General features: G+C 51.5%; 1 protein-coding gene. It reads left to right on the top strand.

Going from position 1 to position 714, the window contains the following annotated elements:
* A partial coding sequence (locus LKE08_RS17600) for a Calx-beta domain-containing protein (protein WP_324705554.1) occupies positions 1-714 on the top strand: 714 nt, incomplete at both ends.

Genomic DNA, 714 nt, shown 5'->3' with positions numbered 1-714 from the left:
GTGAACCTAAAAAATGCCAAAGGTGCCACCCTAGCCAACTCGGAAGCGACGGGGACTATCGTTGACAACGATTTTCCCGTGCTATCCATCGGCGATGTAAGTTTACCCGAAGGCGACCTAGACCCGATGACGGGAGAGTCCGCGATCGCAAATTTTGAGTTTCCGGTGACTCTCTCCGAACCCACCAGCAAAACGGTGATGGTCAATTATACGATTAAAGGGCGTCAGGCCAATTTGGGAGAAGATTATGATGGACCCGCCAGCGGTACGGTAATATTTGCCCCCAGGGAAACGAAACAAACAATTGCCGTACCGGTGATCGGGGATGAGGTTGTAGAAGCCGATGAAACCTTTGTGATCCAACTCGATGCACCCGTTAATGGCCGATTTAAAAATCCCAAAGATAGGCAGGGGACGGGGACGATACTGAATGATGAATTGCCTCAAGTGACGATTGAAGATGTCAGCATCGAGGAAGGGAACAGCGGCACTCAGGACGCGGTATTTACCGTCAGTATGGATCGCCCGAGCGAGGAGAGGGTAAGGGTCAACTATGCCACGAAAAACGGAACCGCCAAAGCGAACGACTACACCCGCACCCGGGGTCAGCTCACATTTCGGCCGGGGGAAACGACCCAAGAAATTAAAGTGCCCGTCAAAGGCGATCGCAACATAGAGGAAGACGAAACCTTTTTGGTGAACCTAAAAAATGCC

Source organism: Lyngbya sp. CCY1209, from assembly GCF_035615495.1.
Taxonomy (GTDB): Bacteria; Cyanobacteriota; Cyanobacteriia; order Cyanobacteriales; family Microcoleaceae; genus Limnospira.
Note: the sequence above shows the minus strand (reverse complement) of the source record. Positions and strands in the feature narration are given on the sequence as shown.